Here is a 26,691-nt window from a genome sequence, read left to right as displayed (position 1 = left end):
GTGTTGGTGCTTCCGTATGAATAGCTCCCACTGAGCTGACATGCCTAATTTACTATCAACTTATTGAAAGCCTTCGACGCTTCTTGTTTGCTTCTTGTTTATTACGTATGAAATAAAGCATCCATGAAAATGATGCGCCTCATGTCAGTGCATCAAGCATGAGTAGAAATGGCATGTTGTGGAGGATTGTAGAGCGATGCGATTTTATCAATTATCAGATGCAGGATATTAGCGTCGAAATACAGCCGCCGATTGATTCTGAGCCTGTTGTTCGGTGATGATGGTGTCGACCGTTCACCCTTGAACAGCCACGCGAAAACATTACGAGATTTTTATCTTAAGCAGGGGAATAGACATGAATGCAATAAATAGCAACCTCAGCCGCGAGCCTTTGCCGAACCGGCCTTTCATCGTGGGTCTGGGCGGAACGACACGCGCCAACTCCTCCACAGAAAAAGCGCTACGCATCGCGTTAGCCGCGGCCGAGGGATATGGGGCCGAGACGGTCATGCTGGGGGCGGAAGATCTGATTCTGCCGATGTATGCGCCAGATTTAGTGGAGCGGACGCCAAATGCGCAACGGCTGGTGGCCTTGCTGCGCCGCGCCGACGGGATCATTATTGCTTCACCGGGCTACCACGGCAGTATGTCCGGCCTGGTGAAGAATGCGCTTGATTACACGGAAGATATGCGAAGCGACCCAAAACCTTATTTTGAGGGACGCGCAGTGGGCTGTATTGTCACTGCCGCTGGATGGCAAGCGACCACCACATCGTTAATGGCGCTGCGCTCGGTCGTGCATGCATTGCGCGGATGGCCGACGCCACTCGGTGTGACGATCAATTCAGCTATGCCCGTATTCGGTCCTTCCGGTGAGTGTTTGCTTGAAAACGTTGCCCAGCAACTCGATATGGTGGGTCGTCAAGTGATCGATTTTTCTTTGCGATCAATGGCAATCACTGCTTAATTATCAACACTCCAAGACAGACCAAATCAATACGCTATGACGGTAGCCGTAGCGCATTGAACGGTCAATGGAGCGTTCAATACTATTAATGACGCAGCCATAAACGATGGTTCAATTCAGGCGTGCAGACTTGCCTATGATCGGCCATTCGCGGCTATTCACCAGGGAACTACTTTCCCGAGATAGTCGAGGTAATGTAGTCCTGAACGCCCTTCGTATGTCTCAATCGTGTTCAGCAGGTTCGGAATGCTTTCTTCTATGCTCAGGCGCGCTTCCGGACCGCCCATGTCCGTCCTTACCCAGCCAGGCGCCATCAGCAGCAAGGTTCTTGTGTCGTTTCGGTGGCGCGCAGCAAAACTACGCATGAACATATTGAGTGCCGCCTTGCTGCCCCGGTAGACCTCATAATTTCCGTTCGTGTTGTTGGTCAGACTGCCTTGCCCGGAAGACATGATTCCTATCGTTCCGGTTGGCGACACGAGCGTCTGAAACGTCTCGATTACTCTCATCGGGCACAAGGAGTTCGTCACCATCACGCGAATAAATTCCTCAATCGAAACATCCGCAATCGTTTCGCTATCGTCGTTTTTGACGCCAGCACAAACGAATAGCATATCAATACGTCGCACTTCAAGACGAACCCGTAACGCCGCGACCTGCGCGGGAATGGTGATATCGACTGATTCAACTTCGAGTGCCCCGTGGTGGGCGAGGGCGAGTTGACGCAGTTTGTTTGTTGAACCCTCTCGTCCTGTGGCGATAACTTGCCAGCCCCGCTTGAGGTATTCCTCCACCATGGCGAAGCCGAGGCCGCGCGATGCGCCGATGAGAAGGACGGTTTTCTGCTGATATACGTGGTGCATGGATGGCTCCTGGTTGATGAAATTCGAATGGAAAGCTGAGTCGCTTATTGCACTATAGCGACGCGGAAGATAAGGCGGAAGACGCAGCGTTTGCACTTATAAACTGCACCAAACGCCCTATCTGATCGGTTCGTGCTACGATCACACATGTCCGAACCCGACTTGAACCTACTCATTGCGCTCGATGTATTGCTTGCCGAAGGTAGCGTGGCTGGCGCTGCGCGTCGACTGGAGTTGAGCGCCTCGGCAATGAGTCGAACCTTGACCCGCTTACGCGAGACAATCGGCGACCCTTTATTGGTTCGTGCGGGACGCCGTATGGTGTTGACGCCTCACGCAGAGGCGCTCCGTCAACGCACGCAGGATGCGGTGCATGAGGCGCGTTCGGTACTGCACCCTTTAATAACGGAGTCGAATTTCGCGACATTACAGCGAACCTTTACGATCCGAGCCAACGACGGCTTTGTAGAAGCCTTTGGCGCGCCACTGATCACCGCAGTTACTGCCGCGGCACCGCTGGTGCGTTTGCGCTTTGCTCCCAAACCTGAGAAGACGGCAGCACATTTGCGAGATGGTTCGGCAGATCTTGAGATAGGCGTCTTGAGTGAAATGGGGCCGGAAGTGCGTGTGCAGGCGCTCTTTCGCGATAGCTTTGTTGGCGTTGTCAGGCGAGGCCATCCGCTTGAATCGGATCGCAAGGTAAGCGCAAAACGGTACACGGACTTCGGCCACGTTGTTGCTTCGCGCCACGGGCGCACCAATGGAAACGGACCTGTTGATGAAGCGTTGGCTGCTTTGGGATTGAAGCGAATGATCGTCGCCGTTGTACCCAGCTTTCCTGCTGCACTGGCGGTGGCGCGAGCCTCTGACTTAATAGCTCTCGTTCCGGAATCTTTTATGCGCAGTCAGTCTGTGCATCAAGAATTGTCGCTATCGAGCGCCCCCTTCATTTTCGCGCTTCCCGTACGGACTGAAAAAATTACTGTGTCGCAGATGTGGCATCCTCGGTTAGAAGTCGATCTTGCTCATCGTTGGCTACGCCAATTGGTGCTGACGGTATGTCGGCAGCTTGCATGATTTTAACCAGCCAGTTACAGGCATTTCCATAAAGGAAAAAAGATCGCCCACTCGGTCTTTAAAACATTTATCTGAAAAGAGCACGACGCCGGGGAAGCGTTCATTTCGGACGCACAGACATTGCTAGCCTGGGTTCACGCGCGATGCAATCCACCAGAAAATCCATCACCACTTCCACCAGCGGACTGCGCCGGACATCGGGATAAACAATGATCCAGATATCGCGTGCGGGGGCCGTCTCCGGGGTGGGCAGCGGCACCAGTTCCGGGTCGTCCTCGCCGACCATGGTGGGCAACACCACCGCCCCGACATGATCCCTGGCCGCCATTTGCTGCGACATCAAGTCGCTCGCGAAGAAGGCGATCGGACGCCCTGCCCTGACCTGATGTAGCCATATTTGCTGTGGCAGATGATCGAGTGACTCGTCGTAGGAAATGAACGTCCATTGCTCGGCCGGCCGCCGACTGAATTCGCGCGTGCCGTAAAGCCCAAAATGCACCTCGCCGACCTTTTTACGGACTAAATCACCATCCTCCGGGCGCACCGTGCGAATCGCGATATCGGCTTCTCCGCTGCCCAAGGCGGCCAAGGTAGTGGATGGTTGCAAGATCAGGCGGAGCTGGGGATGGCTGGCTCTCAGTGCCGCGATACGCGGAACAATGCAGGCGCGCGAAAGCGACGGCGGCGCGCTCACTCGCACCGAACCGGCCAACCCTATCAAGGCCGGGCGGGCGCGCTGTTCAATCAATCCGGCTACCTGCGTCATATTCTGCGCCAAGGTTGCGATGGCCCGCCCGTCCTGCGTAAGAGGACGACTGCGCGGCAGTTTGTCGACAAGCCGCAAGCCCAATGCCTTTTCCAGCGACTCCAGGCGTCGACCCACCGTCGCATGCTCAATGCCGAGCTCCCTTGCAGCAGCGGAAAGCGACTCCGTGCGCGCTAAAACCGTAAAAACATAAAGATCTTGCCAGTCGAACATCGGTAAATATATTCACAGAATAGGTTAGCAAATCGGGAATTTTCAAACAAACACGACTGTTTTATCATGCCTACAAGAAGAGTGAAACAGAAAAATTTTAGCGAGCACTCGCCGCCATTGCCAATCAGACAATTTAGCAGGTAGAACAACGTTCTTTTTGCTTCGCTGGCAACCCGATACCACATCATCTGAAGAGGAAACCATCCAATGAGAGCCATCACCATCGAACAATACGGTGGGCCTGAAGTATTGCAAAAACGTAATGATGTACCGATCCCCGACGTGCAAGCAGGCCATGTGCTGATCAAGGTGGCATGCGCCGGTATCAATTTTATGGATGTGCATACGCGCCAGGGGAAATACGTTAACTCGCAGACCTATAAGGTGCGGTTGCCTTGCACGCTAGGCATGGAGGGTAGCGGTCAAGTGGTGGCTTTTGGCGACGATATTAAGGATTTTTCTATCGGCGATCGCGTCGCCTGGTGCATCGCCTGGGGCAGCTACGCTGAATACATCTCCGTACCAGCGGCTCTGGTCGTCAAACTTCCCGACAATATCAGTTATGAACTGGCCGCAGCGTCGATCTTCCAAGGCTCCACGGCACATTACCTTATTGAAGACGTGGCGCGACTCAAACCCGGTAGCACGTGCTTGATCCATGCCGCGGCGGGCAGCATCGGTCAGTTGCTGGTGCAAATGGCAAAACTGCGGGGCGCAACGGTATTAGTCACCGCTGGCACGGCTGAAAAACGCGTAACAGCAATCAGGCGCGGTGCCGACCACGCCTTTGACTATTCGCAAGGCGGCGTCGCTGAACAAGTTCGCGAAGCTACCGGCGGCAACGGTGTAGACGTGGTGTTTGACTCGGTCGGCAAGGCAACCTTGCGCGATAGCTTCCGCGCCTGCAAAAAACACGGCTTGATCGTTAACTATGGCAATGTATCCGGCTCCCTCACCGACCTGGACCCCATCGAACTGGGTGAGGCCGGCTCACTTTTCCTGACCCGTCCGCGTCTCGCGGATCACATGGTAAATCGGCAAATGGTGCAGCGCCGAGCAGATGCTGTTTTCACTGCACTCATTAATGGTTCCCTGAAGATAGACATCGAAGGTGAGTACTCACTCGATAACGTAGAACAGGCACACGCTCGTATCGAAAGACGAGAGCAAGTCGGCAAGCCCATTCTGCACATCTAAACCCCATCCGCATTGGCACGACGCAGTGATTCGTCATCAGCCCGTTGGGTCGAATTAAAAGAGCCGGATACCGGCCTTAATAACAAATACACTTTTGGAGATAGATATGAAATCAACCCAAGGCAGGGGCAGAATGGTGTTCCGTGTGGTCAGCGGTAATTTTCTGGAAATGTTCGACTTCATGATTTACGGCTTCTATGCCTCGTCAATCGCTCATACATTTTTCCCGAGTAGTAATGCATTCGCATCCTTGATGTTGTCACTTGCCACCTTTGGCGCAGGTTTTTTGATGCGACCGATTGGCGCCATTGTTCTTGGCGCTTACATTGACCAACATGGGCGACGAAAAGGATTGATCATCACGCTGGGCCTCATGGCGGTAGGGACCGTCCTCATTGCCTTCGTGCCGGGTTACGCTCAAATTGGCGTTGCTGCGCCGATCATGGTTTTAGTAGGGCGCCTGTTGCAGGGCTTCTCCGCCGGTGCTGAACTTGGCGGGGTGTCGGTCTATCTTTCCGAAATTGCCCCGGCAAATCGCAAAGGTTTCTTTGTAAGCTGGCAATCCGCAAGTCAGCAAGTCGCCGTCATCGTGGCAGGAGCAATGGGCATTGGGCTGTCGACGCTGCTTGACAATGAGGCGTTGCACCAATGGGGATGGCGCTTGCCCTTCCTGTTCGGCTGCCTGATCGTGCCGGCGATTTTTTTCATTCGCCGCTCTCTCACGGAAACACCTGAATTTGCAGCGCGTACGCACCACCCCGATATCAAAGAAGTATTGCATTCCATATGGGGTAATATGCGGGTCGTGGTCGCGGGTGCTGGCCTGGTCGTCATGACCACAGTATCTTTTTATCTTATCACCGCCTACACGCCGACGTTCGCCAAGACCGAGCTGCATCTATCCAATTTCGACAGCTTCCTTGTGACGATGCTGGTCGGTATTTCAAACTTCATCTGGCTTCCAGTTATGGGGGCGCTCTCTGATCGTATCGGGCGCAAGCCGTTGCTCATTTTCTCGACGGTACTGGCCATTGCGACGGCCTATCCATCCCTGGCGTGGCTGGCATCTCATCCGAGTTTTGAGCGGCTACTTGAGGTCGAGCTATGGTTATCTTTCTTGTACGGCACATACAACGGTGCCATGGTCGTGGCATTGACGGAGGTGATGCCAGTCGCCGTTCGTACTACCGGGTTTTCACTCGCCTATAGTTTGGCGACGGCCACATTTGGCGGCTTTACGCCAGTAGTCTGCACTTACTTGATCCACGCTCTCGATAACCGCGCAGCCCCCGGCATCTGGTTGAGCGTTGCAGCCCTTGTGGGATTGGTAGCGACATTTGCCTTGTACCGAAACCACCCAATGTCAGCCCAAACAGAAAGTGGACCGCGCGTTCCCCAGGCTCACTAAAGCTGCACTCGGGAAGTAATGACCGTTATCGGCGGAGGCTGTTTAAAGACGTAGAAATCGTTAAGCAAATTGCCGCGCACACCCATGCGCGGCAATTCCCTGTCACCCGTTTGGCAATTCAAAAAGCAGTGTGATATCGGCGTAGACTGCCGACCAAGTAACGGAACGCCAATCAGCTGCAGGAGAAGTTCTTCGCGCAAATTTTTCCCACATCACAAACGAACATCTGGCCTGGTTGCCTCCGGTTTTGACCGCTCTCCAATTTTGCAATCAATCAAGCAGCAAGTAATTTTGCAAGCTGTACAAGGTCAGGCGCCATCACGTCGAAATAGCTTTCTTCTGCTGTATCTACTTTGCCATTGGGACCGAACTCCAACGGACGAGGGATAAATGCGACGTGAAAACCGGCTTTCTTCGCTGCCGCAAGATCGTACTTATGACAAGCGACCATGAGTATCTCCTCTGGCCGTAAGCCCAACGAGTTCTGGGCAAGCGCATAGACCTTCGGGTCAGGTTTCGACGACTTTACTAATTCTGCGGTAAGCACGCAATCAAATGGCAAATCATAGCGCTTCACTATATTGACGACGGAAGCCATCGAACCGTTAGACAAGGTCGCCAGCTTATATTTCTTACGCAATCGTTCGAGGCCCGGACGGGTATCGGCCCATGGTCTTAGTCTGGACCAAACCGAGCTCAAATCGTCGCGGTCGTTGGTTGACAGCAAGCGGCCCCAATCATAGCCCGCAAGCACATTATCAAGCGCATTACGATAGATGAGATCCGTCGAACGCCAGCTAATTGATCCAGCAATGACTTGATCAAGCTGCTTGCGATAGTCGCTGCGCCACTGGTCTGAGATTGTCGTCCAGTCCGCCATGATGCCGCGCGAGTCTGTGAATCGCTTTCCTTCCTCTGCAATCGTGGAATAGAAGTCGAGTAAGGAACCTTGCATATCGAAAGTCAAGGCTTTGATTTTCGAAGAATCAAGCTTCGAATAAGCTACGAAGTCAGTGCGCACGGTAGCCACTGGACCAGGCGTATGATTGGCAGCCTGTGACAGCGATATCCCTGTCATTTGCAAGATCGCTGCGGCACTCGCACCAGTCAAGAATCTTCGGCGCTCTGCGAGTACCAAACCAGTATTTGGAAAGTGGTTAAAATCCAAGATGTTTCCCTATCAATTTAAATTTTTGTCAGCCTCGTTGATCGGTCGATCTTTATGCAAAGTGGCTACGACGATCCTGAGCTAGTAACGCGCACGATCCGATGAAGCCGCTCAGGTTTCAGATCGGATTGACCACCATCATACCGGCCGCAGCTTCAATCGGGCTTTTCCATTTAATGCCCGTGACGCGGATTGCCAATTGCAGCGGTTCGCCTTGCCTGCCGGCTTAACAGCAAAGTCACGACTGCCGACACCAACAACGTTGCAGCAACCACGTAAAGGCCAGCAGCATATCCGCCGGTCACACTCTTCAACCAGCCGATCGCAAACGGGCCGACAAAACCGCCAAGATTGCCGACGGAATTGATCATTGCTATGCCAGCGGCTGCGCCTGCTCCCGACAGGAAAGAGCTTGGCATGGCCCACAACGGTGCTTTAGCCGAGCTGATACCGACATTCACTGCGACAAGTGCCAAAACCACCCACAATGCTGTGCTCGCCAGGCCGGCAAAGACAAGGCCTATGCATGCCAGTATGCAAGGAATCACGACGTGCCAGGTGCGCTCTGCGGTACGATCGGAATGCTTAGCCCACAGGATCATGGCGACCACGGCGACAACACTCGGCACACCGGTCAGTAAGCCGGTTTCCAAGGGAGTGAAGCCAAACTCACGAATAATCAGCGGCGCCCACAAGCCCAGCGTATAAAGGCCAGCGGAGGTGCCGAAATAGATGAGAGCGAGAGCCAGGACACGCGGATCTTTCAGTGCGCTAAAAGCGCCTGTGGTGTGCCCGGCATTAGTTTGCTTTGCATCGGCCTCAGCCTTCAGCTTGGCTATCAACCATTCACGTTCATCGGTCGCCAGCCATTCTGCTTTGGCAGGGATATCGGTCAGGTATTTCAATACGAAGAAGCCAAGAATCACAGCTGGGATTGCTTCAACGATATACAGAAACTGCCAATCTGCCAGGCCGAAAATAGTTGGCAATTGCATGATGGCGCCCGACAAGGGAGAACCGATCGCTACAGAAATCGGTGCAGCGGCCATGAACCAGGCTGCCGCGACTGCGCGTTGCTTCACCGGGAACCACAGGCTAAGATAAAGAATGATCCCGGGGAAGAAGCCAGCTTCTGCAACACCCAGCAAGAAACGTAATGCATAGAAGCTGTTCGGTCCGACAGCAAAGGCCGATAGCGCAGAGACGATACCCCATGTAACCATCACTCGTGCGATCCAGATACGCGCGCCGACACGATGAAGTATCAGATTGGACGGGACTTCAAATAAGAAGTAGCCGATGAAAAACAGGCCGCCACCCAAGCCAAATGCCGTGGGCGAGAGGCCGATGGCCTTATTCATCGTCATGGCAGCAAAGCCGACGTTGACACGGTCGAGGAAGCTGACAAAATAAAGCGCCATGACAAACGGAATAATGCGCCACATGAGCTTGCGGGAAACGCGTGATTCGAGATCAGATTTCATTGTCTCCTCCTTAGAGGTTATAGCATTACATTGTAAAAAAATAAACAGTGCCGCCGAGGATACTACCGCTTATACCGGTTCTTTTTGGACCTCGGAACAAGTAGAATGCGAGGAATTTTCTTTTGCCGTTTTAATTCGGCCAATCAAAACCCGGCAAAACTTGACGTCTTGCGACGCAACCTGAGTTGATTTGTGTACTGCGCAGAATAGTGGCAGTGCCAGGCGCACCCAAACGTATACCAGCCGCAATCACCGCTGTCTGCCCAAAAATTCTACATCTTCCTCTCGGCCCATTCTGGCTGCGGCGACGCTACGTTGGCGCTGTCGCTTGGGATGATGGCATTCCGATCCAAACGGAAAGCGAAGGCTTGCTCAAGCTTCAGCGGACCGTTCGCAAACGCCCCGAGGTAAAGCTTGAAGCCTTTCAGTGGCCCGCTCCAGTTATCCTCGGTGGCTTTGTCCATTGCCACAGACGGCACACCGGCGCCAATAACAATCAAACGTTCACACGGAGGAGACGGCAAGAATTCTGGAACGCGCGCAGTTAGCTGCGCGATCACACTGGCTGCGCCAAACGCGTCTTTCCATAAGCGATTGATGCCCCTCACTAATCCGGCGTCGAGACTGCCGGAAAGCGCGTCGGAAGTGCTCATCTTGTGAGCCAAGTCGCAAGCCAGCCGCAAGTAGTCAAAGCAATACACATGATGTCTCCAGCTTTATTTTTTTAAGGGGTAGCGAAACCTCGGCTCAGTGCAAACCAGATTGCTCCCCATATTTTTATATTTTCCGATGCTGACTTGCAGGGGAATTGATGGCTACGCAGCGGCTTTTTCTAGCGTAAGCGCGCCCTTTTCAATGAACGCACAAACAGCGGCAGTCACTTGTGCCGTTGTGGCATTGCCACCCAGATCGCGGGTATGCAATGACGTGTCGGCGGTCACCGCTTCGACGGCCTGCATGACACGTTTTGCGGCGTCGTATTCACCCAGATGTTCGAGCATCATCACAAGCGACCAGAAAGTACCGACCGGGTTGGCCAAGCCCTGTCCCATGATGTCGAATGCCGAACCATGGATCGGTTCAAACATCGATGGATAGCGGCGCTCCGGATCGATATTGCCGGTTGGTGCAATACCCAGGCTGCCCGCCAGTGCCGCTGCCAGATCGCTCAGAATGTCTGCGTGAAGATTGGTAGCGACGATCGTGTCGAGCGTTGCGGGACGATTGACCATACGCGCCGTTGCAGCGTCGACCAGTTCTTTGTCCCAGCTCACATCAGGGAACTCTTTTGCAATTTGAACAGCGATTTCATCCCACATCACCATAGCGTGACGTTGCGCATTACTCTTGGTGACGACGGTCAGCAATTTGCGCGGGCGGGCTTGGGCCAGACGAAATGCGAAGCGCATGATGCGTTCCACACCGGCACGCGTCATTATCGAAACGTCGGTAGCTGCTTCGATCGGATGGCCTTGATGGACACGACCACCGACGCCGGAGTATTCGCCTTCGGAGTTTTCGCGGACGATTACCCAGTTCAGATCGTCTTGCTTGCAACGCTTCAGCGGTGCATCAATGCCTGGCAGGATTCGGGTCGGGCGCACGTTGGCGTATTGATCGAAACCCTGGCAAATTTTCAGGCGCAAACCCCATAAAGTGATGTGATCGGGAATATCCGGATCGCCTGCTGAACCAAACAGGATTGCGTCCTTGTCACGCAGCGCATCCAGGCCGTCGGCCGGCATCATCGCACCGGTCTTGCGATAGTAGTCACCACCCCAATCGAAATCTTGAAATTCGAATGCAAAAGTGTTGTTTGTTTTGGCCAGCGCTTCCAGAACCTGCTGACCCGCGGGGACGACTTCTTTGCCAATACCGTCACCTGGAATAGTTGCGATGCGATAAGTTTTCATGTCTCCTGCCTTTAAAAATGATGAATATGCCCGTACTTTACCTACGTTTTTTGGCAAAAACCGGTGCTAAACTTAAAGCATTCTTAACTATTATTTACAAATGAGACGCCATGAATGATACTGTTTTGCCATCAGATTTGGGATTTTTTTCAACCCTGGCAGCTTCTGGAAGCCTCAGCGCTACCGCCCGCGAGCTAGGCCTTACGGCTGCTGCGGTAAGCAAGCATTTGTCACAAATGGAGACCCGGGCTGGCGTACCGCTGGTGAATCGGACGACACGGCGCATGATGCTGACACCGGAGGGTGAGCTTTACCTAGAGCATGCGCGGAGAATTCTGGATCAAATCAACGAACTTTCGGAGTTGCTGGGCAGCGCCAAGAAGCGACCGGAAGGTCTGCTGCGGGTCAACGCAACACTTGGATTTGGGCGAAGCCATGTAGCGCCGGCGATCTCTCAATTTGTCGCCGCCTATCCGCAAGTCTCGGTACAACTACAACTTTCGGTCATGCCACCACCGCTCACTGACGACACTTTTGACGTCTGCATCCGATTCGGGGAACCGCCGGATACCCGCGTCGTCGCGCGACGTTTAGCACCCAATCGCCGCGTGTTATGCGCGACGCCTGCTTACCTGGCGCGACGTGGTACGCCAATCACTCCGCACGATCTGACGAAGCACAATTGCATCGGTATCAGGCAAGGAGATGAAGCGTATGGCGTATGGCGTCTGACGACGGGAAGTGGGACCGCCAGGAAGACCCAGACCGTGAAGATTCGCGGCAATCTGACCACCAACGATGGTGAAATCGCAGTGAAATGGGCGCTCGATGACCATGGAATTTTGTTGCGTGCCGAATGGGATGTCAAACAATACCTGCAGGACGGCAAGCTGGTCCAGGTGCTGTCCAATTGTGATACGCCAAATGCAGATATTTTTGCAGTCTATTTACAGCGTCATCAGATGTCGAACCGCATTCGTACGTTCGTGGATTTTATTGCGCAAGAGCTGGCACCGGCGGCGGAATAAAAAAAATCTGTTAATTAGGAAACGATATTCTCATCCGCTTTTGCGGCATATACAGACCCTGCTCAACATACTTTGTAAAAATAAATGTTGCGTGGCTTCGCTGCCTGGCGCGCACGTGCCCGTAGCGTATTGACCTTTTCAAACTCTTCTCGGCTTATTTCGCTTGTGTATTTATTTACACGTTAATTTAACCATTTTTAGCATCCTTGAAAAAGAGTTTGAATAGCCTCTAAGCCGCCCTGCATGGGCTTCCGCACCAGAATGGTGATCTTTCAGATCGCTACGATCACTCCCGTGCACTGGTCTGGACACGTGACTTCGATCGCTTTTATTTAGCGTTCAATGGCCCCAAAAAACCACATGTGCGCATTAAAGAAAAAAAACTTGACTACCAAAAAAACACAAACTATTATTACTCAATCGTGTAATACACAATTGTGTAATTAGATTAGTATAAATGATATTTTTTTATATATTAATCAATCACCACGTCATCGTATCCGTAAGAAATCAGATGGAAAACCGCTAGATACGTTATTGCCGCTGTCCTAAAAAATCTGTCGAGTTCGACGTCATTTTAGGCTGAAATAAAATTAAAAATATGTTCTAAGTTAGAGGCGCTTTTGCTGGACCTCTCTTATCCGATCGCATAAGAAAGTTACATATGACTATGGCGTCCTACGACCCCGAAAACGAGTTCCAAAGAGCGACGCTGCGTAAGGTAATGTGGCGTGTTATTCCGCTGCTCACCCTTATGTATACCGCCGCGTATCTAGACCGAATCAACATCGGTACGGCAGCACTCACCATGAATAAGGATTTGGGTATAAGTCAAGCTGTCTTCGGCTTGGCGGCAAGCCTATTTTTATTGGGCTATTTTTTCCTTGAAATACCAAGTAATCTCGCATTCGTCAAATACGGGGCGCGTGTGTGGCTCACCCGAATAATGATTACCTGGGGGATTATTTCCTCCCTTACTGCATTTGTGCAGACACCAAATCAGCTCATTGCGGTAAGGATTGCGCTTGGCATCGCTGAGGCCGGATTTTTTCCTGGTCTCATTCTCTATTTGGCTTTGTGGTTTCCGAAGGAAGTTCGGGCACGTATGTTTTTCTTCACAACGTTGCCGCTTGCAGTGATACTTGGTGCCCCAGCTTCGACTGCAATCATTCAATACACTGACGGTTGGTTTGGCATGGCCGGATGGCGCATCATGTTTCTATTTGAAGGAGCGCTACCTATCCTTCTTGGCTGTTTTTCTGCACGCTATCTCACCTCACTTCCGGCTGATGCCACATGGTTGAATCCCGAACAAAAGGCTTGGCTGGCATCAATCGCCGAGGTATCGGGAGGTGTGAAGCATTCAGTGGGTGAAAGCCTTCGAATACTATTCAAAAATCGCAGCCTCCTGATTTACGCCCTTGCCTATGGTTTCCTTCAAATGGGGTTCTATGCACAACTCATTTTTACCCCTCAAATAATCTCGTCGTTCAGTCGAACGGTCGGTGTGACCCTTTCGGCTTCGCAGATAGGGTTGCTGACCTCAGTGCCGAGCATATTTGCAGCGCTTGTATCGTATTTCTGGGTGCGACATTCGGATAAAACGAATGAGCGCGTTTGGCACGCTGCTATCGGCGCTTTATTCGGTGCAGCGGGCATAGCAATTTGCCTGACTTCAAGCGGTGTTTTTGGCCTTATGGGTGGCTTGACCTTGCTTCAATCTGGTCTGCTTTGCGGTCTTATACCACTTTGGCAATTACCAACACGCGGACTGTCTTCAAGTGCTGCGGCGATCGCTATCGCGTCAGTCAATTCGGTCGGTATTCTCGGCTCATTCACAAGTCCAATCATTATCGGATGGTTGAAGGAACGAACCGGCTCGTATGACGCGGGCCTGGGTTTCATTGCTGTGATGCTTATTCTCGCAGCCGCACTAATCATTTTTGCTGGCGCGGTAATTGAGCGAAAAACGCATGCTCGGCAACGCGTTACAGCCAGGTAAATATTCTCTCCCTCCCATAAAGGACTTACAAAATGATTCACTTTGACCATGTATGTTTGGCGGCACAAAACGTTTATGAAGCGACCTTTCGACTCAGTCGGGAGACCGGACTGGGCAATTATGATGGCGGATTTTTTCCACTATATGGACTTGGTCATAAAGTAGTCCCACTCTCAGATGACATATACATCGAGATTGAGAGCATCGTCGATCATACGATCCTAAAGAAGGAGAATTCGACCGCCCAATTCTTTGAGCAACAAACCATGGATGGAGATTGCTTTATCGGATGGTGCCTGCGAGCAGACACCATGGAGGAAATGGAAATGTTTGCTGCCCACCACAATACCATCGTGGATGCAAACCTGACCGGAAAAGAGGCCGGCCGCCAAATGATGAACGGTAGCCGGGGCTTTTCACTGCAAACCCCCAGTGCAATGACCGCATGGCCAATGGGGAAACCCAACCTTTACTTCAAACCGGGCTCACCTCCTCCTCCTCACGTAGCCAGTTTGCCTGTGGAGCCTGGGACAGGAAGCGCAAAGGGCCAAGGGCTGCTCTGGATTGAAATTGGCGAAACGGAGTCCGCCTTCGCGGAATGGCTGGGCGACGTTGTTCGACCATCACAGTTTCCTTTTGAAATTCGTTACAACGGAAAGTCTGCCGGCCTATATGCACTTGGCGTCAAAACTACCGAGGGAATAAAAGAAATCCGAAGGGCGCCAGTAAAGCTTTAATGCCGACGTTGAGTCATTACAAGAGTCTACATACATAGGTGCAAATCGCCGTAGTGCGTCCATCCGGGACAAAATACGGCGACCTCAAAATGGTTACTAGGGGAAATCAAATGAAAAAATCAATCATTGCACTGGCGATACTCGGAACAATCGGAGGTTCAGCACAAGCGCAAAGCGCGGTCACCATCTACGGGATTCTTGATACTGGTATCGCTTATGAAAACAAAGCCGCGACTCCTGCTGGCTCTGCATCAAAAACAGGCAGCAAATTGCAATTAAGTGCGGGCAGCGTGACAGGCCCGCGTATCGGCTTTAAAGGCTCAGAGGATCTAGGCGGCGGATTGAGAGCTATATTTCAACTGGAAGCCGGTTTCGCCGTCGACACCGGTGCACTGACTTTACAAGACCGCACTGGTACCCAGTTGTTCCGTCGTCAATCGTTAGTCGGCTTGGCCGGGGACTTCGGTACCGTTAAATTAGGTCGCCAAACTGATTTTATGTTTGACACATGCCGGTGGAATGCGTGCGGTAGTTTCGGTGCTCTGGTTGGAAGTGTAGGCCACTATATGAACCGTACCGAAGGTGCTCTCACCATCAATTCGATCCGTTACGATACAGTCAACCTGGCTGGTTTCACTGCCAGCGCCATTTATGGTTTCGGCGAAACGGCAGGTAGTAACTCTTCCGGCCAGTCGCTCGGCCTCGGCGGTCAATATGTTAACGGTCCACTCGCCTTATACACTGCTTACTACCAATCGAAACTCGGTGGCACAACCGCAGCAAACGTCGCAACCGGAACCCCTAGCGATACTACCATTGAAGGAAGCGGTGGAATATTCGCTCCTGCGTTCATAGGCAAACCGGGCCAGATAGCATTGAAGGTATACAGTCTTGGCGCTAGCTACGAAGTTAGTTCAGCAGTACGCGTGTACGGTTATTTCTCAAGCTCCGGGCAACCGTTGGCAAGCGCTTCAACTACCAATGTCGTTAGCGGTCTGAGCAACAGGAAGGCTAACCTTTACGAACTCGGCGTGAATTACTTTCTGACTCCTACTTTGCGCCTGCAGGCAAGCGTTATACATAACCGACTTAATTTCGCAGGTGTCTCCAGTATCGGCACCTTGAACGAGTTCAATCTGGGTGCCGACTATTTCCTGTCGAAACGGACAGATGTGTATGCCGTTGTGCAGAACATACGTGCTTCAAACACTAACAATCCCGGCATTTTTGATGGAACCGGTTCTGCCGGTAACCAAACAGCAATCACTACTGGTGTCCGTCACACGTTTTAATTTTGGTTAAACAGGCCCGTCGCTGTATGGGTGATCATATGATAAGACAGCGTGCGGGCGCTCGAAAATCTTCTTATCAGAAATCTTCGCGAGCAGCTAACCCAGTGTTATTAAATCGGGTACGCAAGAAATTGGGCCAGATCGCGACGGGCCAACTGCAGTTTTCAAAGGCTATTTTTTAGTGATGGGTGTTAATGTCCTCAAGTTTTTTTTCATTTCAGGGGAAATACGCGACATCCATTCTGAGTATTGAAAGAACCTTTTTTAGGTAAAAGGAGAAAATGAACTTGACGGTTCTGTCTTGACTGCTTAAATTGCTCACTTGTGTAACGCATGGGCCAACGAAATGAAAAAAGACGATATCAATCAAGCTCCAGTGTTGAAATTCATCAAGCAAGATCGAAAAAAAGACATCTTGCTGAGTGCGGAGAAGTTATTCGCGATGCGAAGCTATGATGGCGTGTCTATCCGTGATATTGCGGATGACGCCGGGGTTCCATCCAGATTGGTCGGCTACTATTTTGATAAAAAAGACAATTTGTTCGAAGCCATTTTCGAGCATCGGAAACCCAATATCGACGAACGCCTGAATCTTTTAAAGGAAGCAAAGGCGCATATCGATGCGCCGGATGCGCTCGAAAAGATCGTGCATGCGTGGTGCGCGCCAGTAGTGCAAATGCGAGCACACCCCGACGGGGAAAATTTTCTGATTTTGGTGGCCAGGACAGTGTGGGAACAATCAGAAATTGCTGTGCGTGTCATCCAACGCTATTACGATCCTCTTGCGAGAGACTTTATCGATGCACTGCAAGTGCTATTCCCTGATCGTGACGAATCATCGCTTTACTGGGCCTATGAGTGGGCTTTGGGGGCGCTCTTAATGCACATTGCAGACAAGCGTGTCGAGAGACTGTCGAAAGGCGTCTGTAAGGCGGGTGGGGTTGATAGGGGGCCGGACCTGGTTGCCTTTATTTGCGGTGGTATACGCGCTATGCCAGCGCAACCCAAAAAGAAATCTGCCAAATCGAGCGTTGCCTCGCGCGTGGCCGTCAACCCGCGTCAGGTCAGTAAGAAGAAAACTTCGTGAAAGCATCCACTGTTATGTTTTAGCTGTTAACTGCGACATGGTGTTGATGTCAGCACATATGCCAGGATCGTCTACGATTATTGACTATCAAGGATGTTCCTTCAGTTGGGGCGCTACCTGACTCGCATGGCATCCATGCGACCAGGCGCCGCTCATACCGCTTAGGCCAGCAGACCAAACAATCTCGCGGCGTTACCTCCCAGAATCGCCTTTTGTTCTGCTTCGTCCAGGCCGGGAACAGCCATCACATAGGGACTTACGTCGTAATGACCCATATCGAAGGGGTAGTCGGTGCCGATGACTATGCGTTCCAGTCCAACCTTATCGATCAGATAACGTAATGCTGCAGGTTCATAAACGAGCGAGTCATAATGAATGCGTCTGAGATAGTCGGAAGGCGAATATTTCATGCCCTGCGCTTCGGGCCGTACCTTGTAACCGTGGTCGAAGCGCCCAGCGTAAAAAGGCAAAAATCCGCCGCCGTGCGCCGCGAGTAGCTTCAGGTCAGGATATCGGTCCATCACGCCGCTGAACATCAGCAAAGCCAGGGCGGTTGCTGTTTCAACCGGTTGTCCGATCATATTGGATAGGTAAAAGTGTCCAATACGCTGCCCTAACGAACAACCCAGCGGATGGAGGAACACCACCGCTCCGAGGCGTTCCGCTGCGGCCCAAAAGCATTCGAACGCCGGATCGGACAATTCGAGGCCATTGACCTGGGTGGAGATCTCGACACCTTTCAAGCCGAGCACGCGCATCGCGTATTCGAGCTGCGCTACCGCAAGCTCTGGATGTTGCAAGGACACGGTACCGAGTCCGGCAAATCGTTCCGGATGAAGTCGGCAGAGATTCGCCACCGTCTCGTTTTGCATGCGAACGATCTTTTCTGCCAGCGATGGAGCCGCCCAGTAGTAGTACTGGGTTGGTGAAGGACTCAATATCTGCACATCGACACCCATGCTGTCCATATCTTTTAAGCGCACTTCCGGCAACGTCATCTTCGGCTCCAGTTCGCGGAACATGCGTTGGTTGTATTCCGTAGATGGCCTTCCCTGGCCCTCCAGCAATGCCATGGCTGCCGCCTGCTTCTCGACCGGCGCTTCGATATCCAGTATGAGTTCCACCTGTGGCACCATCACGTGGCAATGCACGTCGATCGTAGGGGACTTGCCGCGACCAGCAGCAAGGATGGTTTCGGGGGCTGAATGTTGATGCCGTCCCGGCTGCGCGCGCGCAGGCGTGCCGGACGATGCTTGATGCCCGGCATGTGAATGAGACGCCACCATGCAGGCGCAGGTACGCATTTGATGCATTCCAGACTCTCCTTTTATACCAGGGGCAGCACGTTTTTTAGAGCTGCCCATTGCAAAATCTCGCCTTCGCCCGCGGGGAACTCGAGAGACTTGATAAATCCACAATCGTTTAGGGCCTGTTCTATTTGCGTGATTGCCAAAGACATGGGTAATCCTAACGTAGCAATGAGTGTTACACAAGTGTATATTACACATATGTATAATAAAAATGGATTTTGATTGAGTCAAGTTTTTGTATTTCGGAGGCAAAGCGGGACAAGTGTTCTGAGAATTGAAAGTATTTCATTTTAGAGAAAAGAAAAAAAATGAACTTGACGGTTCAATTTGTATGGCGTAACTTACACAGTTGTGTAGTATTTGGGTTGCAGCAATGAAGAAAGTCAGTATCAATCAAGCTCTGGTGTCGAAATTTTTCAAGCAGGATCGAAAAAAGACCATCTGGCTAAGCATGGAGAAATTGTTCGCGATGCGAAGTTACGATGGCGTTTCTATCCTTGATATTGCGAATGACAGCGGGGTTCAATCCAGATTGGCCGGCCATTCTTTCGCCAAAAAGGACGGTTTATTCGAGACAACTTTGGCGCATCGAAAGCCCAATATCGACGCGCTTCTGAATCTTCTAATAGAGGCAAAGGACTAAATAAGTGTCCCGGATATGCTCGAAAAAATCGTGCCTGCCCGGTGAGACATCTAGTGTAAATCCGATCACATCGGGACGGAGAATGTTTATTTTAGTGGCTAGGATATGCGGAAACACGCAGAAATTGCAGTGTGTCCAATGCAACGCTACAACGACATTATTGCCAAGGATTTTATCGCAACACCGCAAGTGCTATTCCCGGAACGGGACGAGTTATCGCTGTACATGGCCGATGATCAGGCTTGGGTGCGCTCTTAATGGACATTACAGACAAGCGCGTCGAGAGATTAACGAAAGTTGCCTGCGGACCCGGCGCGGGCAATGGGGCCGAAACTTAATTGCCTTTGTCTACGCAGGTATACACGCTATGCAAGGGTGTTAATAAAGAAATCTATCTAATTTTGCAATTTCTCTAGCGTGCCACAAATACGCATCAGTGAAGTAAGGAAGCGGCATTTCCACCATTATATGTTTTGAATATTCGAGATAGGTCATAACAATGAAAAAAGTGATAATCACGTGTGCGGTAACTGGTTCGGTCCACACACCGTCAATGTCCCGGTATCTGCCCTACAAGCCGAAAGATATTGCCGAGCAGGCTATCGCGGCTGCCGAAGCCGGTGCAGCTATTCTGCACTTGCATGCCAGGGATCCAAACGACGGTCGGCCAACTGCAGATCCCGAAGTCTTCCTGCAGTTTCTACCTGAAATAAAGCAGGCCACAAATGCGATCATCAATATCACGACTGGTGGCAGTACGAAGATGACGGTTGACGAACGTATAGCAGCCGCGTTGCGGTTGAAGCCGGAAATGGCTTCGTTGAACATGGGCACAATGAATTTCTCATTTCACCCGCTTGCGAATAAATTTGATTGGAAACACGATTGGGAAAAGCCTTATGTCGAAGCTTCGGAAGAGGGCATTTTTCGCAATACCTTTAAGGACATCCGCCGGATCTTGCTCGAGGTAGGCGAAGGGTGTGCCACGAGATTTGAGTTCGAGTGCTATGACGTATCGCATCTCTACAATCTCGCCTATTTTGTCGACGCAGGCCTGATCAAAGCACCGTTTTTAATTCAAACCGTTTTCGGCATCATGGGTGGTATTGGTGCTGATCCGGAGAACGTCGCTTTTATGCGCCAAACGGCGAATCGCTTGTTTGGCCGTGACTATCACTGGTCAGTCCTAGGCGCAGGACGCAGCCAAATGTCTTTGCTCACCTATGGCGCGATCATGGGCGGCAACGTGCGGGTCGGCCTTGAGGACAGTCTTTTCCTCGGTCGCGGAAAACTCGCGGTATCCAATGCCGAACAGGTACTTAAAATCCGCCGAATTCTCGAAGAGTTGTCCTATGAGATCGCGACACCCGACGAGGCGCGGGAAATGCTGCAGTTGAAGGGAAGTGAGAACGTCGCATTTTAGCCAGCAAAAACGATAGAGCCAGAGGACAGGCGACAAGATATGAAGCGACTACCGATGGCCACGCCAGATATTCCGGTCGTCGTCCGCGAGATGGTCATTGCGCACTATTGAACATCCCGCTTCATTTGAAAAACACTTTAGTAATTGGACCACTATGACGCGCAAACTGATTGATATTTCTGTATTTTTGGAAAACGATGTTATATCGGATCCACCGGGCTACGGTCCCCATATCGAGTATTTGACCCACAAAGGCACGGCTAAAGATATCGCTAAATTCTTTCCTGGTCTAAAACCAGAGGATCTTCCTCAGGAGGAAGGTTGGGCTATTGAATGGATAAATCTGATGACGCATAACGGTACCCACCTTGATGCACCGTATCACTTTCATTCGACAATGAATCGCGGCGAGCGAGCGATTACGATTGACGAGGTCCAGCTCGACTGGTGCTTGCAATCAGGAATCAAACTTGATTTCAGGCACTTTCCTGATGGATATCTGGTCACCGCAAGAGACGTCGAGGCAGAATTGAGCCGCATCGCTCATACCCTGCAACCGCTCGATATCGTTCTCGTGAATACCCGCGCTGGCTTAGCCTATGGCGACCCGGATTACACCTCAGCCGGATGTGGCATGGGGCGCGAGGCAACACTTTATTTGCTCGAGCGTGGAGTGCGTCTGACAGGAACGGACGCGTGGAGTTGGGACGCCCCGTTCGTTCATACGCAAACCAAGTATGCGGAAACGCAAGATGCAAGTCTGATCTGGGAGGGGCATAAAGCGGGGCGCGAAATAGGTTATTGCCACCTTGAGAAATTGCACAACCTTGAGAGCCTTCCCTCAAAGGGTTTTACCGTGTCCTGCTTTCCCGTAAAGATAAGAGGCGCCTCTGCAGGATGGACCCGTGCCGTGGCAATTCTTGATGAAAAGCCTTTAACGGAAGGAGATCAAATGCCGCAATCGGTATAAAATTTTCACAGAGTATTCTGCTTTTTATCCTCGTACTTTATGCGCTCAGCGCTCTGGCGTAGGCAAAATTTTGCTCGGATCCACGGACGTCCCGGACTTCAATTGCCACCATTTTTGGAGTCTGGCAAAAATGTCCTATATCGCCGCAGAGAACACGGGCACAACATAACTCGGCCTGGTTAAACACCGAGCCCACTAATTGAAAGATTACGATCATGGTTTCTAACTGGATTGATGTACACGCACATTTCACTCCGCCTATCACTGATGAGGAGCGACAGACGCGCTGGAAGGCTATGCGAGCGGAATGTTTCCTTGCCCCCGAGCCTTACCAGTGGAGCCCCGAAGGTACGCTGGAATACATGGACCGCGCGGGTATGGCGATGCAGATGCTCAGCAACATTCCGAAGACCTTGGACGCCCTCGTTGCCTCCAACGACTACGGCGCTTCACTCGTGTCGCAGTATCCATCAAGGTTCGGCCTCCTTGCAGCGCTGCCAACCGACAACCCCAGCGCCGCCCTCGCCGAGATTGAACGTGCAACAAACGATTTGCACGCGGACGGCTTCGCGGTAACCTGCCAGTACAACGGCGTCTATCTTGGAGATCCCAGCCTTGAGCCGGTCTGGGCCGAACTGGATCGCCTGCGCGCGGTCGTGTTCGTCCACCCGAATGCCTATGCTCCCGCGTCATTAGGTCGCCCGAGCCCGCTTCTAGAAGTCGCGTTCGAAACAGCCCGCACCATCGTTGACATGTTGTACGCTGGCACGTTTCGTAAATTTCCCAAAATGAAACTCGTCATCGCCCACTGCGGAGGAGCCCTGCCCGCACTCTCCGGCAGGCTGATCGCTCTCGGCACAGAGGCTTGGGTACCGAATCCAAACCAGATCACTCAAGCAGAAATGCGGGAACACCTCAGTCAGCTCTATCTCGACACTGCTGCCACGGGCACAGTTCACACGCTCGCACCGGCGTTGGCCATGACCACATGCGATCACATTGTTTACGGTTCGGACTGCGGCGTGCCTTGCTCCACGGAAGCGACTTTGGCGGCTAACATTGACGCACTATTACGTTTCTGCGGACTTACGCGTGACCAAATCGAAGAAATCGGCCACAACGCCTTGCGTCTGTTTCCTGCAGCCGCGGCACGACTTGAAAAGGTAAAATTATGAGTAAATTAACTAATCCAAATATAGTCACGACCCCATTGGGAGCGCTTGAAGGTAGTGCCGAAGATGGTATTCGGGTTTTTCGTGGAGTAGCTTTTGCACGTCCACCTGTTGGTGAACTCCGCTTCAAATCACCGCGGCCGCTAGCGCCGTGGGAGGGAGTGCGCCAGGCAAAAGTTGCAGGTCTTGCGTCCTACCAGATGAACTTGGCTAATGCGGAACAAATATTCGATGAGGTCAAGACAATTGACCCGGGAGTGCCCGGCATTCCGGCGTGGCCTGGATATGTTGGTAAAACGTATAATCAGGAGAACGTCGGCGAAGATTGTCTCTATCTCGACATGTGGGTGCCAGAAGCAAAGCCGAATTCAAAACTTCCCGTGTATGTTTACTATCATGGTGGTGCAAACGCGGTAAGCTCAGGATCTTTCGAGGTCGAACGTGGCGAAAACCTCGCGAAACAAGAAGACATCATTATTGTGCGGCCAAATTATCGAATGGGCGCGTTGGGGTGGGTTCACTTTGGCCTGATCAGCGATGAATTTCCAGAAGCGATTAATTTGGGCATTCAAGATCAGATCGCCTCGCTAAAGTGGGTCTACGATAATATTGAATCTTTCGGCGGTGACAAGGACAACATTACTATTGGTGGTGAGTCAGCGGGCGCGACAGCGGTTTCGCATTTGATGACGAATCCTGACTCGCGGCGCTACTTCAAACGGGCGATTTTGCAGTCGCTGTCGCCATTCAACGTATGGTGTACACAGCAAAAAGAAGAAGCCGTCGTTGTAGCGGAGAAATATATCGAATTACTGGGCATCAAGAATCTTTCAGATCTGAACGACCTTGATCCAACTAAATTCCTCGCCGCTCAAAACGTTCTTACGCGATTTTGTGATCCGGACGATAATGTCGCCTGGCGTCCGTTGGGAGGGGTCATTGATGGAAACTGGATCCCGGAAGCGCCAGCTCAATACCTATCCCAGCGCAACCTCGGAGAGTCGCAGCAAGCCTTGATGATTGGCTTCGCAAAAGACGAGTGGCAGTTCTTCCGTGGCCATTCCGAAACAATCAAAAATGGAACCGAGACGCAGGCGATCGCGGTCCTCGCGCAAATTTTTGGTGATGCCCGAGCGAAGGAATTATTTGATGGATATTCGCAGCTTTATCCGGATCATAAAAGGCCAGGGCACGTGCTTTCTGACATCATGTCTTTCGAGTTCTTCAAGTTCTCATCGTTGGCGATTGCGAAAAATTTCGCATCGCAAGGCGTTCCAATTCATGTATTTGAATTCGCTTACGATCTCCCGGGGTGGGATGGGGATCTGCGTGCGGTGCACACCGGCGATATGCCATTCCTGTGGCGCAACCTTACCGAAAAAGACTTACAGCAATGGCCTGGCTTCGACGGTACCGACAGAGAAGAACTTAAGCGTGTTTCAGATGACATGGGCAAACTCTATGCAGCATTTATCCGAAACGGCGAGCCTGGCTTGACGTGGAAACGTTTCGACGAAGATACCCAAACGGTGCTTTGGTTCGGAACACAGGTCCACACGAAGGAACGGTTGCTGACGGCGGAATGGAACCTCTTCGTTCGCCACGGGGCAGAAAACGTGCCGGCGCTCGAAGATCTTCTTGTTAAAAATCTTCGCGAGAAGCTAAAACTACGTAAATAAATCAGGTACTCACCACTGGTTTTAACGAAGACGCGGACGGAAGGTCCGCCAATTCGTTTGATCGCGCCCAAGGTGCGATCAAACGACCGCCAACCGTCACGGCTGCGCCCTATTCGCTTGTCAAATCTCAACAGCAAACTTGCGCATATTGTTAAGCAACCGCTGCACGTAAAGCACTCAAAGTGCATACAAAAAAATCTTTGGCGAGACTCCTATCGCTGCATAAATCAACAGCTCAGCCTCCGAATTCGTCCGTTCCATTCAGTTGTTGTAGTTCGATTGCAGTAGTTCAATTGCAGTAGTTCAGTGATGGGCAACATCCTCTTCAATCTGCCCCAAGGAATCAAACCAATTTCGACGTACCGGCGAAATACAATCCGAGCGCCAGTTTGGCGTTGAGTTAGGCATCGCCACTTCTTTACCTAGTTCCTCGATGGGACGATCTGTAATTAACAATTGCATCGCCCGCAACAACAACTCTGCCAATTCTTTCTTGCGTGGTCGTATTTGATCGGTTAATCCACCGATACCGAGTGTAGCTGACTGTCCCTTCAACGTAATCGGCAGTGGAACGCATAGCGTCGCGGAATCAGCGAAAGGAACATTCTCAGAATACGCATAGCCGTTACGCTTGACCTCTGCAATCCGCTCCATGAATTGATCGACCTGCACCCGCTCCTCCGGATGCTCGGCGGTGAGGTTGGCACGGCGTACGGTGTAATCGACCTTGCGGAGCGGTTGTGCCGCCAGCAACATCCAGCCACCAGCTGATTGCGTCAGCAACCGCATGTTTCCTTCCGGGACGAAATAGGGAAGACTGTGCTTTGGCTGGATGATTTTGAGGTATTGCAGATTAACGTCGTTCTGAATACCAACACCAACCAATTCACCGGTCAATCTGTGTATTTCATTCATGACGCTCAAAATTCGTCCTTCCCCAAAAAGCGATTCCGAGACCCAATCTCCCAATCGTCCCAGACGCGGTGTCGGGAAATATTTCCGAAGCTGGCAATCGTAGCTAAGATAACCAAGGCTCACGAGATTTTTTAGCAATACGGTGGAACTTGACTGAGGATACTGCAGGTGACTGATGATCTCCTTCAGAGAGCGCGGTTCACGCGAACTCTCAAAAAATTCGAAAATCTCGATAACTCTAATTGCCGATTTAACGGCCGCTGTGACTGCCATATTTGTCTCCATTCATGTATGAATGCTATATGAACCTTTTCGGCACGCTACGCCACGCGGGTTCTTTATATATGCACTATGCGGTCTGAACAACACGATTCTAACGATCGTTTAGATTGACCATTATGCCCTGCAACAAGCCCGATATCAGACCCAATATCAAGTCCACCATTAAATCCAATTCAAGTCCGTTCTTGTAGTGCTGGAATCGTCGCATTTGATCCCGTCCTGTCGGCCGCTCCGAACACCATCATTTCAACTAAGCCGCCAGAAAACCACCATCTACAGGGAGCGTGACGCCGGTCACGTAAGTCGCCAATTCAGATGCTAAAAATATAATTGGCCCCGCCAACTCACGCGGCTGGCCTAGTCGTCGCATCGGTATACGTCGCATAAAGTTTTCTAGATTTTCTTTGCTGGAACGGGTAACTTCCGTCATCGGCGTTTCGATGACGCCGGGCGCAATCGCATTGACCCTTATCCCATCTGCCGCAAGATCGTTCGCCATCGACTGGTTGAGCATCTTAAGACCACCCTTGGAAGGAGAATAGCCGAGCGTACCCGGTATGCCGACAAATGCCGCGCCAGAAGCAATATTAATGATATTTCCCCGCGTAGCGCGCAGCGCAGGCAACCAGGCGTGGATCATATTGAAGGGACCGATCAAATTAACATCCAGCACACGCCGCAAATTTTGATGCGCATTGGGACTATCGATCCCTTCACGGATGAGAATACCTGCGTTGTTGATCAGGCAATCGATGTTGCCAATCTCGCGCAACACTTTTTCTGCCAATTCGCCACAGGCCTCGACGTCGGTAACATCCAGTTCGAAGTGCCATGCAGAACCACCGTCCGCGGAGATTTGTTCCGCAGTGGCTTTGCATCCAGCCGTACCAATATCCGTGAGAATAACCTTAGCGCCTACTTGGGCCATCTCGTAGGCGATCTCCCGACCAATACCCTGTCCGGCACCGGTAATGAGCACTAATTTCCCGTCAAGTAATCCTGCATTCTTAGATTCCACTCCGGCTATCTCCGTTTTTTTATTAGTTGATTTTTTTGATTTTTGATTTTTTTTGTTTCTTCTATGCCAATACTTAG

At 51.6% G+C, this 26,691-nt stretch carries 23 protein-coding genes; 14 read left to right on the top strand and 9 right to left on the bottom strand.

Going from position 1 to position 26,691, the window contains the following annotated elements:
- The first annotated feature begins 355 nt into the window (after positions 1 to 355).
- Complete coding sequence (locus tag ACXX82_RS19770; protein WP_322237670.1) at positions 356 to 967, top strand: NADPH-dependent FMN reductase; 612 nt, start codon at positions 356 to 358, stop codon at positions 965 to 967.
- A 158-nt stretch (positions 968 to 1,125) separates the two neighbouring features.
- Here the strand turns inward: ACXX82_RS19770 and ACXX82_RS19765 are convergent, their stop codons facing one another.
- On the bottom strand, positions 1,126 to 1,830 hold the full coding sequence (locus ACXX82_RS19765; RefSeq protein WP_322237667.1) for an SDR family NAD(P)-dependent oxidoreductase: 705 nt from the start codon (positions 1,828 to 1,830) through the stop codon (positions 1,126 to 1,128).
- A gap of 147 nt (positions 1,831 to 1,977) precedes the next feature.
- On the opposite strand from ACXX82_RS19765, the gene ACXX82_RS19760 reads away from it, so the two are divergent.
- Positions 1,978 to 2,907, top strand: coding sequence for a LysR family transcriptional regulator (locus tag ACXX82_RS19760; RefSeq protein WP_322237664.1), 930 nt, complete (start codon positions 1,978 to 1,980; stop codon positions 2,905 to 2,907).
- 100 nt (positions 2,908 to 3,007) lie between these two features.
- On the opposite strand, the gene ACXX82_RS19755 is transcribed toward ACXX82_RS19760, so the two are convergent.
- On the bottom strand, positions 3,008 to 3,886 hold the full coding sequence (locus tag ACXX82_RS19755; RefSeq protein WP_322237661.1) for a LysR family transcriptional regulator: 879 nt from the start codon (positions 3,884 to 3,886) through the stop codon (positions 3,008 to 3,010).
- A 207-nt stretch (positions 3,887 to 4,093) separates the two neighbouring features.
- On the opposite strand from ACXX82_RS19755, the gene ACXX82_RS19750 reads away from it, so the two are divergent.
- Positions 4,094 to 5,083, top strand: a complete 990-nt coding sequence (locus ACXX82_RS19750) for a quinone oxidoreductase family protein (RefSeq protein ID WP_322237659.1) — start codon at positions 4,094 to 4,096, stop codon at positions 5,081 to 5,083.
- A gap of 106 nt (positions 5,084 to 5,189) precedes the next feature.
- Entirely contained in the window at positions 5,190 to 6,491 is a 1,302-nt protein-coding gene (locus ACXX82_RS19745; RefSeq protein ID WP_323506786.1) for an MFS transporter, read from the top strand.
- Between the two features lie 274 nt (positions 6,492 to 6,765).
- On the opposite strand, the gene ACXX82_RS19740 is transcribed toward ACXX82_RS19745, so the two are convergent.
- The 4 genes from ACXX82_RS19740 to ACXX82_RS19725 form a co-directional block, all read right to left on the bottom strand.
- Positions 6,766 to 7,659: a haloacid dehalogenase type II gene (locus ACXX82_RS19740; RefSeq protein ID WP_458563544.1), complete on the bottom strand. Its 894-nt coding sequence runs from the start codon at positions 7,657 to 7,659 to the stop codon at positions 6,766 to 6,768.
- A 173-nt stretch (positions 7,660 to 7,832) separates the two neighbouring features.
- Complete coding sequence (locus tag ACXX82_RS19735) at positions 7,833 to 9,143, bottom strand: MFS transporter (protein ID WP_322237650.1); 1,311 nt, start codon at positions 9,141 to 9,143, stop codon at positions 7,833 to 7,835.
- A gap of 272 nt (positions 9,144 to 9,415) precedes the next feature.
- A complete protein-coding gene (locus ACXX82_RS19730; RefSeq protein ID WP_322237647.1) occupies positions 9,416 to 9,796 on the bottom strand; it encodes a hypothetical protein in 381 nt (126 codons plus the stop codon).
- A 162-nt stretch (positions 9,797 to 9,958) separates the two neighbouring features.
- Positions 9,959 to 11,056 carry a tartrate dehydrogenase gene (locus ACXX82_RS19725; RefSeq protein ID WP_458563543.1) on the bottom strand — a complete coding sequence of 366 codons (1,098 nt, stop codon included), beginning with the start codon at positions 11,054 to 11,056 and terminating at the stop codon, positions 9,959 to 9,961.
- A 110-nt stretch (positions 11,057 to 11,166) separates the two neighbouring features.
- Between ACXX82_RS19725 and ACXX82_RS19720 the strand changes: the two genes are divergently transcribed.
- The 5 genes from ACXX82_RS19720 (at position 11,167) to ACXX82_RS19700 (ending at position 17,202) form a co-directional block, all read left to right on the top strand.
- Positions 11,167 to 12,084, top strand: a complete 918-nt coding sequence (locus ACXX82_RS19720; protein ID WP_322237643.1) for a LysR family transcriptional regulator — start codon at positions 11,167 to 11,169, stop codon at positions 12,082 to 12,084.
- Positions 12,085 to 12,748: 664 nt separating this feature from the next.
- Complete coding sequence (locus ACXX82_RS19715; protein ID WP_458563542.1) at positions 12,749 to 14,086, top strand: MFS transporter; 1,338 nt, start codon at positions 12,749 to 12,751, stop codon at positions 14,084 to 14,086.
- A gap of 32 nt (positions 14,087 to 14,118) precedes the next feature.
- Positions 14,119 to 14,823 (top strand): VOC family protein, encoded by a 705-nt coding sequence (locus ACXX82_RS19710; RefSeq protein ID WP_322237636.1) that lies wholly within the window; start codon positions 14,119 to 14,121, stop codon positions 14,821 to 14,823.
- A 110-nt stretch (positions 14,824 to 14,933) separates the two neighbouring features.
- Positions 14,934 to 16,115 (top strand): porin, encoded by a 1,182-nt coding sequence (locus ACXX82_RS19705; RefSeq protein WP_323506789.1) that lies wholly within the window; start codon positions 14,934 to 14,936, stop codon positions 16,113 to 16,115.
- 346 nt (positions 16,116 to 16,461) lie between these two features.
- Positions 16,462 to 17,202 carry a TetR/AcrR family transcriptional regulator gene (locus tag ACXX82_RS19700; protein ID WP_458563541.1) on the top strand — a complete coding sequence of 247 codons (741 nt, stop codon included), beginning with the start codon at positions 16,462 to 16,464 and terminating at the stop codon, positions 17,200 to 17,202.
- 161 nt (positions 17,203 to 17,363) lie between these two features.
- Here the strand turns inward: ACXX82_RS19700 and ACXX82_RS19695 are convergent, their stop codons facing one another.
- Positions 17,364 to 18,515, bottom strand: coding sequence for an amidohydrolase family protein (locus tag ACXX82_RS19695; RefSeq protein ID WP_323506790.1), 1,152 nt, complete (start codon positions 18,513 to 18,515; stop codon positions 17,364 to 17,366).
- A gap of 745 nt (positions 18,516 to 19,260) precedes the next feature.
- On the opposite strand from ACXX82_RS19695, the gene ACXX82_RS19690 reads away from it, so the two are divergent.
- The 5 genes from ACXX82_RS19690 (at position 19,261) to ACXX82_RS19670 (ending at position 24,399) form a co-directional block, all read left to right on the top strand.
- Positions 19,261 to 19,413, top strand: coding sequence for a hypothetical protein (locus ACXX82_RS19690; RefSeq protein ID WP_322237626.1), 153 nt, complete (start codon positions 19,261 to 19,263; stop codon positions 19,411 to 19,413).
- Between the two features lie 241 nt (positions 19,414 to 19,654).
- On the top strand, positions 19,655 to 20,578 hold the full coding sequence (kce, locus tag ACXX82_RS19685) for a 3,5-dioxohexanoate:acetyl-CoA acetone transferase (RefSeq protein ID WP_322237623.1): 924 nt from the start codon (positions 19,655 to 19,657) through the stop codon (positions 20,576 to 20,578).
- Positions 20,579 to 20,732: 154 nt separating this feature from the next.
- Positions 20,733 to 21,548 (top strand): cyclase family protein, encoded by an 816-nt coding sequence (locus ACXX82_RS19680; RefSeq protein ID WP_322237621.1) that lies wholly within the window; start codon positions 20,733 to 20,735, stop codon positions 21,546 to 21,548.
- 215 nt (positions 21,549 to 21,763) lie between these two features.
- Positions 21,764 to 22,723: an amidohydrolase family protein gene (locus ACXX82_RS19675; RefSeq protein WP_458563540.1), complete on the top strand. Its 960-nt coding sequence runs from the start codon at positions 21,764 to 21,766 to the stop codon at positions 22,721 to 22,723.
- Positions 22,720 to 24,399 (top strand): carboxylesterase/lipase family protein, encoded by a 1,680-nt coding sequence (locus ACXX82_RS19670; protein ID WP_458563539.1) that lies wholly within the window; start codon positions 22,720 to 22,722, stop codon positions 24,397 to 24,399. The genes ACXX82_RS19675 and ACXX82_RS19670 overlap by 4 nt, the downstream gene beginning before the upstream one ends.
- A 303-nt stretch (positions 24,400 to 24,702) precedes the next feature.
- Here ACXX82_RS19670 and ACXX82_RS19665 read toward each other — a convergent pair whose 3' ends face one another.
- A complete protein-coding gene (locus ACXX82_RS19665) occupies positions 24,703 to 25,587 on the bottom strand; it encodes an IclR family transcriptional regulator (RefSeq protein ID WP_458563538.1) in 885 nt (294 codons plus the stop codon).
- 259 nt (positions 25,588 to 25,846) lie between these two features.
- A complete protein-coding gene (locus ACXX82_RS19660) occupies positions 25,847 to 26,614 on the bottom strand; it encodes an SDR family NAD(P)-dependent oxidoreductase (RefSeq protein WP_458563537.1) in 768 nt (255 codons plus the stop codon).
- Positions 26,615 to 26,691 lie beyond the last annotated feature (77 nt).

This window comes from Glaciimonas sp. GNP009, assembly GCF_054343755.1.
This window is presented reverse-complemented; position numbering and strand designations above follow the sequence as displayed.